Source organism: Pseudomonas sp. SBT1-2, from assembly GCF_028640875.1.
Taxonomy (GTDB): domain Bacteria; phylum Pseudomonadota; class Gammaproteobacteria; order Pseudomonadales; family Pseudomonadaceae; genus Aquipseudomonas; species Aquipseudomonas chlororaphis_I.
In genome coordinates, this window is sequence record NZ_JAQZAA010000099.1 from 26,947 (window position 1) to 34,141 (window position 7,195).

Sequence of the window (7,195 nt, forward strand, 5' to 3'; positions counted from 1 at the left end):
CGTTTGGACGCTAAGCTTGGACTATGGATGACTCAGATTACCTGCGCCTGCTCACCATTCAGGCCGAACAAGCCAACGCGTTCCTGTCCAATGCGCGCAAATGGGAGCGTGAGCGTTGGGTCTGCCAACGCCTGCTGCAAGGCTTGAACATCCCCTACCGTGCCGACGAATTCACGCCCGCCGGGCAGGAGCCGCCGGACGTACTGTTTCGCGAAGCCTGTTTCGAGGTGTTCTTCGTGCTGGACGAAGGCCGCCGCCTCAACGATGAATGGCGCGACGAGTTGCAACGGCGCCGCAGTGCTTTCTCCCTTAGCCAGTTGGTGCGGCGCGAGGCCAAGCCCAAGCGCATTCCGGCCAACGAACTGTTGCTCAGGCTGGCACCGACCCTGCGCAAGAAAGCCCACAACTACAAAGAACGCGGCATGGACCTGGGGGAGCTGGACATCATCGCCTTCGCCAGCCTCAAGCGCGAAGTGCTCGATCTCAACAGCCATTTCCCGCCACCGACCGAATATCTGCGCCAGGGTTGGCGCTCGTTGTCGCTGGTCGGGCCGACCTTCGCCCGCGTGCTGTTCGCCCATCCCGACGCGCCGGACTTCCTGCGCGGCAACCTGGGGCGCAGCATCCTCTTCGACGTCGGGATCAGCCTGTAGGTCGTTTAGCCAAGGTTTTTCCAGCCCCCACTTCAGACCGTTGTGGCATGGCGCAAACACCCTGCGAGTGTTACAAAGCGCAATCACTCGCGCGATGACAAGGTCCGCATCCGCGAGCAGCTATGCTCCGTTCCATGCCGCATAGCCCGACAAGATGGCACTGCGCTGTAACCTTCATACTTTTCGCAACGTCTAGCTGACGAGGCTTTTTATGACCAGCCGCCTGAACCCCGACGACCAACGCCATGTCGAAGAATACCTGCAACTGGCCCAGCACCGAGTCGAGCGCCGGCCCTTCCGGCCGTGGATGCTCCTCGTGATAGTCGTGACCATCACCATTGGCCTGGGCCTGCTGAGCCGACTTATCAGTTACCTGACGCTATGAGCTGCATCGCGCTCGCTCGGGTAACCGTACCGATTTCTTTTAGCCTTGCGAGATATCCCCATGACTCATCGTATTGTCATCGTTGGCGGCGGCGCCGGCGGTCTGGAGTTGGCTACCCGTCTGGGTAAGACTCTGGGCAAGCGCGGCACCGCCAGTGTGATGCTGGTCGACGCGAACCTGACCCACATCTGGAAGCCCTTGCTGCACGAAGTAGCCGCCGGCTCGCTGAACTCTTCCGAAGACGAACTCAACTATGTCGCCCAAGCCAAATGGAACCACTTCGAGTTCCAGCTGGGCCGCATGAGCGGGCTCGATCGTCAGCAGAAGAAAATCCAGCTGGCCGCCACCTACGACGAAAATGGCGTGGAGCTGCTGCCGGCCCGCGAGCTGGGGTACGACACCCTGGTGATCGCCGTGGGCAGCACCACCAACGACTTCGGCACCCAAGGCGCCGCTCAGCATTGCCTGTTCCTCGACACCCGCAAGCAGGCCGAACGCTTCCATCAGCAACTACTCAACCACTACCTGCGCGCCCACGCCGGGCAGACCGATGTGGTCGAGCAGATCAGCGTAGCCATCGTCGGTGCCGGCGCCACGGGCGTCGAACTGGCCGCCGAGCTGCACAACGCCGCCCATGAGCTGGCGGCTTACGGCCTGGACCGGATCAAGCCGGAAAACATGCACATCACCCTGATCGAGGCCGGGCCACGGGTACTGCCGGCCCTGCCGGAGCGGATTGGCGGACCGGTACACAAGACCCTGGAAAAACTCGGGGTCAAGGTGATGACCAATGCCGCGGTCAGCGAAGTGACCGCCGACAGCCTGATCACCGCCGACGGCCAGGTGATTGCCGCCAGCCTGAAAGTCTGGGCCGCCGGGATTCGCGCACCGGGTTTCCTCAAGGACATCGACGGCCTGGAAACCAACCGCATCAACCAGCTGCAAGTCCTGCCGACCCTGCAGACCACCCGCGACGAGAATATCTTCGCCTTTGGCGACTGCGCCGCCTGCCCGCAACCGGGCACCGATCGCAATGTTCCACCGCGGGCCCAGGCGGCTCACCAGCAGGCATCGCTGCTGACCAAGTCACTGAAACTGCGCATCGAAGGCAAGGCCCTGCCGGAATACAAATACACCGACTACGGCTCGCTGATCTCGCTGTCGCGTTTTTCCGCGGTGGGCAACCTGATGGGCAACCTGACCGGCAGCGTGATGCTCGAAGGCTGGCTGGCGCGGATGTTCTATGTGTCGCTGTACCGCATGCACCAGATGGCGCTCTATGGCCCGTTCCGTACCGCCATGCTGATGCTCGGCAGCCGGATCGGCCGCGGCACCGAGCCACGGCTCAAGCTGCACTGAGTCAGTCGTTCAAGACAGGAATGCCCCGAGCGATCGGGGCATTTTTTTGCATCCTGTTCAAAGTTGGCTCAAGCCTTTGTCCAACTCGGGACCCACAGGGGAGTTGCCAGAGTTCGAAGAAAAAAGAAACCTCCCTTAGTTGATATACGAATTTTCTGAACATTACACAACCAATCTACCGACTGAATAAAAAGACTTTTCCGACTTCATCCCTAGCGTTCAAAAGTTGCTCCCTCCAGCGCAAACAATGCGTACCCCTGCTTCCAGCAGCACCTTTTAAAGCAACATATACAGACTTGATCCAATAAGCATTCAAGGCAACAACCACGTCCCATCTAGTTGTATCAGCAGTTAGCTTAGTCCTCCTCTCGACTCGCCCATCACCCAATGAACCTGCCTTCCTGGCTGGCCCTACAACGACCGGAGGCGATAAGAATCGCTCCCCTGCTTACCAGACCAGACAGACAATCCCCTTCAATAAAATCGTCACAAGACAACACTTTAAGAATCTTCTTATTGAAACCCCGCCAATCAACAAAGTATTAGCAGCCACTCAAAGCCATAAACCAATCAACAGTTTAAGAATAGTCTTATTGTAACGACCGAAGTGAGGATACAAGATTGCACCTCCAACTTTAGCAGGTACATGAAATGTCCAAACTTCTCAAAAGCATCGTCTCCATGGCTATCGCTGGCGCAGTCAGCACTTCCGCTATTGCGGCAGACGGCACCATCAACTTCACCGGCGATATCGTCGCTGCATCCTGCAAAATCGCCCCCGGCGTCGGTACTTCCGGTACTAGTAGTGCCATTGATGTCAACCTCGGCAAGGTCAGCACCGACTCGCTCGGCGGCACTGCCGGAGGCAGCATCGTCGGTGGTAAGAGCATCAACCTGAACCTGGATTGCGGTGGCACCGCAGAAGGCCTGAAGTCCGTCAAACTGCAATTCGACCCGAGCAGTGGCTCCGGCGTCGACGGCAGCAACGTCTCGCTGCTGAAAATCGTCGGTGGTACTGAAGCTGCAGAAGGTGTGGGTATCGGTCTTTACAACAGCAGCAACAAGCTGGTGAACCTCGGCGCGAACGAAACCATCGATGGCGAGCTGACGCCAAACACCGTAGAAGGCAAAACCACGTACACCGCCAAGCTGAACATGCGTGCAGGTTATGTGGCAAACGGCGAAGCGTTCAAAGCTGGTAAAGCAAACGGCACCCTGCCGTTTACCTTGAGCTACGAGTAACCCGCGCCAAAGGGAGGGGCCTGCGCCCCTCCCTCCGACCTGGAGCCGCTATGAAAACCCCACTATTGACACGTCTTGCACTCGCCGGCGCCATGACGCTCTGTGCGTCGATGGCCAGTGCCGGCATTACGCTGGATGGCACCCGCGTCGTCTTTGCTGCGCCAGCCAAGGAAACATCCGTCGTCGTCAGAAATCAGGACTCGAACGACATCATGGTCCAGTCCTGGGTCGAGCCAGACAGCAGCGGGTCCGCGACCGACGTACCGTTCGCCATTACCCCTCCCCTCGTTCGCCTTGGAGGCAACAAGCAGCAAGTCCTGCGCATCCTCTATCAAGGCCAGGGGTTACCGACCGACAAGGAGTCCGTGTTCTGGCTCGCCGTGCAAGAGATTCCGCAAAAAGCCAAGGACCAGAACAGCCTGCAGATCGCCATACGCCAGCGCGTAAAACTGTTCTACCGCCCGGCCAACCTGCCGGACACTGCGGCCAATGCAGCCAAGAGCCTGCAATGGAAACTGGTGGAACAAGGCGGTAAAACCGCGCTTTCAGTGACCAACCCTTCCGCGTACCACGTGTCCTTTTCCGGTAGCACCGTGAAACTGCTCACTGGCAAAGGGGCTGGCACCTATACCGCTGCCGCAGAAATGCTCGCGCCGGGAGCAACACGTGTCGTCGCGATCAAAGGTTCGCCCAGCGTGAGTTCCGGAGCCGCAACGGTGGAATTCGACAGCATCAACGACTACGGCGGGCTGGACCGCATCACCAGCAAGCTTTCCAACTAACGAAAGCACAGCCGTCATTCGCGCCGCTCGCCAGCGCGCAAAGCTTTACCTATCCGACTTTTTACTCAGGTCAGTGCCTCGGCTACCCGATGCATGATCGAAAGGATTCCGCATGCCCATTTTTCAGAGAGAGCTCAGCTTCAGGATCGCCCGACGGGCGTGCGCGACCTGCCTCATGGCAGTGGGGCTGACCTCGAAGCTGTCCGCCGCAGAAGTCGAATTCAGCGAATCCTTTCTGAAAATGGAGGGTGCTCCGGTGGACCTCAAGTATTTCGAGAAAGGCAGCACCGTTCCGCCAGGCACCTACAGTGTCGACCTCTACCTGAACAACGTGCTGATCAAACGCCAGGAGATCACCTTCAGTGCCGACGCATCCGGGCAGGCCAAACCCGTCCTCTCGCTCGGGCTGCTCAAAGAGCTCGGGCTCAACGCGGGCAAAGCCCAGCAGGACGGGCTTATCGCCGCCGACGCCAAGGATGAGCTGCCGCTCGACGTCAGCACCCAGATCGCCGGCGCTGCGGTGGACTTCGACGTCACCAACCTGGCATTGCAGGTCAGCATTCCGCAGGCCTACGTCCAGCGCTATTCCCGTGGTTATGTCGACCCGTCGGTCTGGGACGAAGGCATCACCGCCTTCTACAGCGACTACCAGGCCAACTTCAACAGGAACACCAACCAGGGAACGAAGAGCGACTACCACAACCTGAACCTGCGCAACGGCTTCAATATCGCCGGCTGGCGCTTTCGCAACGAATCCGCCCTGACCGGCGGTACCGGTACAAAAAGCGAGTTCAAGAGCAACCGCACCTATCTGGAGCGCGATGTTCGGCGCCTGAAAGGCAAGTTTTCCATGGGCGAGCTGTACACCCCAGGGGAGATCTTCGACAGCGTTCGTTTTCGCGGGGCCCAGATCGCTTCGGACCTCGGCATGCTGCCTGATAACGAGATCGGCTATGCGCCTGTGATCCGCGGCATCGCCGAAACCAACGCCACCGTCGAGGTACGGCAGAACGGCTACGTGATCTATTCCGCGTCGGTGCCGCCTGGTGCCTTCGAGTTCACTGACATCTATCCCAGCGGTTCCAACGGCGACTTGCAGATCAAGATCATCGAAGCGGATGGCCGTGTGCGCGAATACCAGCAGTCCTATGCCTATCAGCCAGTCATGACCCGACGTGGCAATCTTCGCTACAGCGTCACCGCCGGTGAATATCGCTCCACCGACCAGCCGTCGCCATCATTCACCCAAGGCACCGCGGTCTATGGTGTAACCGACAACCTGACCGGCTACGGCGGTGCGCTGCTCGCCCAGGACTATCGCGCCGTCAACCTTGGCGCAGGCGTGAACTCCAGCCTCGGCGGCATTTCCTTCGACGTGACCAGCAGTGAATCGAAGACCCTGAACGGCAGGACGAACAAGGGGCACAGTGCGCGCTTCCTGTACTCCAAGACGCTGAACGCCACCGATACCACTTTCACCATGGCCGGCTACCGCTACTCCACCGAAGGTTTTCGCAGCTTCAGCCAGCATGTGGACGACCTCATGTATCAGGAGCGTGCCGGCTTCAGCGCACAAAAGAGCCGAATCAACCTGCGCGTGAACCAGACCCTGTCGCAACGAGGGTCGCTGTATCTCAGCATGGATGAAACCAGCTACTGGAATCAGCAGGGCCGCACGCGCAACTGGCAATTTGGTTATGGCAGCAGCATCAACAGCGTCAGCTACAACCTGGCGGTGTCACGCACCCAGAGCGATCCCATGAACGGTGGTTCGGATACACAACTTACCGCCAGCATCAGCCTGCCGCTGGGAGGGAGAAGCAGTTCTCACCGCCTCTCCAGCAACGCCATCAGCTCGAGCAAGGGCGACTCTTCGCTGCAGTCGAACGTGTCCGGCTACCTGGACGACCAGGCCACCGTCAGCTACTCGGCACAGGCCGGCCACAGCAAAAGAAACGGCAGCACAGCAGGCGCCGGTCTGGACTGGGATACCCCCGTCGCCAAGCTGCGTGGTGGCTACAGCCAGGGCCGCGACGACAAGCATATCGACCTGGGTGCTTCTGGTTCCCTGCTGGTGCACAGCGGTGGAATCACCCTTGGCCAGCCGCTTGGCGAAACCTTCGGCCTGATGGAAGTTCCGGATGTCGGCGGGGTCGGGGTATCCGGCTGGAACGGCGTACGCACCAATGGCAAGGGTTACGCGGTGGTGCCCTATATGCAGCCTTATCGCTACAACTGGCTGAACCTGGACACCCAGACCCTGGGCACCGACACCGAGATCAACGAAACCTCCAGGGTGCTGGTGCCGACCCGTGGCGCCATCGTCAAGACAACCTACGCCGCACAGACCGGTCGTCGCCTGCAGTTCGTCCTGCGCGCGGAGCAAGGCGGCACCATCCCCTTCGGCGCCCAAGGCTACGACGAGCAGGGCAAGCCCCTGGGCATGGTCGACAACCTGTCGCGCCTGCTGGTCTTCGGCGTTGCCGACCAGGGCCGACTGGAAATTCGCTGGGCCGAGGGTTCCTGCACGGTGGACTACACACTTCCGGCGGCAAACAAGGAGCTGGCATACGAGCGCGTGGATGGCCTTTGCCGGGCCTTGTGAGCACCGTAAACGCCCCTCGCAACGAGGGGCCGGCAAGGGGATATGCACAGAACGACAACGGACAACCCAAATCTCCCCCAAAAAAAGGTTCTTCACGGAATACCGGGAAAGACGCTCTTGATCTTCATGAAAAAGAATTCGCTATCCCGGTAACCGTACGCCATTCGTT

6 protein-coding genes are annotated in these 7,195 nt (G+C 59.6%); all 6 read left to right on the forward strand.

Going from position 1 to position 7,195, the window contains the following annotated elements; genetic code table 11:
• Window positions 1-23: 23 nt before the first annotated feature.
• Window positions 24-653, forward strand: coding sequence for a DUF1780 domain-containing protein (locus PVZ78_RS21605; protein WP_007924708.1), 630 nt, complete (start codon window positions 24-26; stop codon window positions 651-653).
• 211 nt (window positions 654-864) lie between these two features.
• Window positions 865-1,038: a DUF3094 family protein gene (locus PVZ78_RS21610; RefSeq protein ID WP_009050926.1), complete on the forward strand. Its 174-nt coding sequence runs from the start codon at window positions 865-867 to the stop codon at window positions 1,036-1,038.
• Between the two features lie 60 nt (window positions 1,039-1,098).
• Complete coding sequence (locus PVZ78_RS21615; RefSeq protein WP_009050927.1) at window positions 1,099-2,397, forward strand: NAD(P)/FAD-dependent oxidoreductase; 1,299 nt, start codon at window positions 1,099-1,101, stop codon at window positions 2,395-2,397.
• A 651-nt stretch (window positions 2,398-3,048) separates the two neighbouring features.
• Window positions 3,049-3,639, forward strand: coding sequence for a fimbrial protein (locus tag PVZ78_RS21620; RefSeq protein WP_273829226.1), 591 nt, complete (start codon window positions 3,049-3,051; stop codon window positions 3,637-3,639).
• A 50-nt stretch (window positions 3,640-3,689) separates the two neighbouring features.
• On the forward strand, window positions 3,690-4,421 hold the full coding sequence (locus PVZ78_RS21625; protein WP_273829227.1) for a fimbrial biogenesis chaperone: 732 nt from the start codon (window positions 3,690-3,692) through the stop codon (window positions 4,419-4,421).
• A 112-nt stretch (window positions 4,422-4,533) separates the two neighbouring features.
• Window positions 4,534-7,026: a fimbria/pilus outer membrane usher protein gene (locus PVZ78_RS21630; RefSeq protein ID WP_273829228.1), complete on the forward strand. Its 2,493-nt coding sequence runs from the start codon at window positions 4,534-4,536 to the stop codon at window positions 7,024-7,026.
• Window positions 7,027-7,195: the final 169 nt, after the last annotated feature.

Coding starts and splice junctions, on each gene's coding strand:
- PVZ78_RS21605 (WP_007924708.1), top strand. CDS start 24: ATGGATGACTCAGATTACCTGCGCCTGCTCACCATTCAGGCCGAACAA.
- PVZ78_RS21615 (WP_009050927.1), top strand. CDS start 1,099: ATGACTCATCGTATTGTCATCGTTGGCGGCGGCGCCGGCGGTCTGGAG.
- PVZ78_RS21630 (WP_273829228.1), top strand. CDS start 4,534: ATGCCCATTTTTCAGAGAGAGCTCAGCTTCAGGATCGCCCGACGGGCG.
- PVZ78_RS21610 (WP_009050926.1), top strand. CDS start 865: ATGACCAGCCGCCTGAACCCCGACGACCAACGCCATGTCGAAGAATAC.
- PVZ78_RS21620 (WP_273829226.1), top strand. CDS start 3,049: ATGTCCAAACTTCTCAAAAGCATCGTCTCCATGGCTATCGCTGGCGCA.
- PVZ78_RS21625 (WP_273829227.1), top strand. CDS start 3,690: ATGAAAACCCCACTATTGACACGTCTTGCACTCGCCGGCGCCATGACG.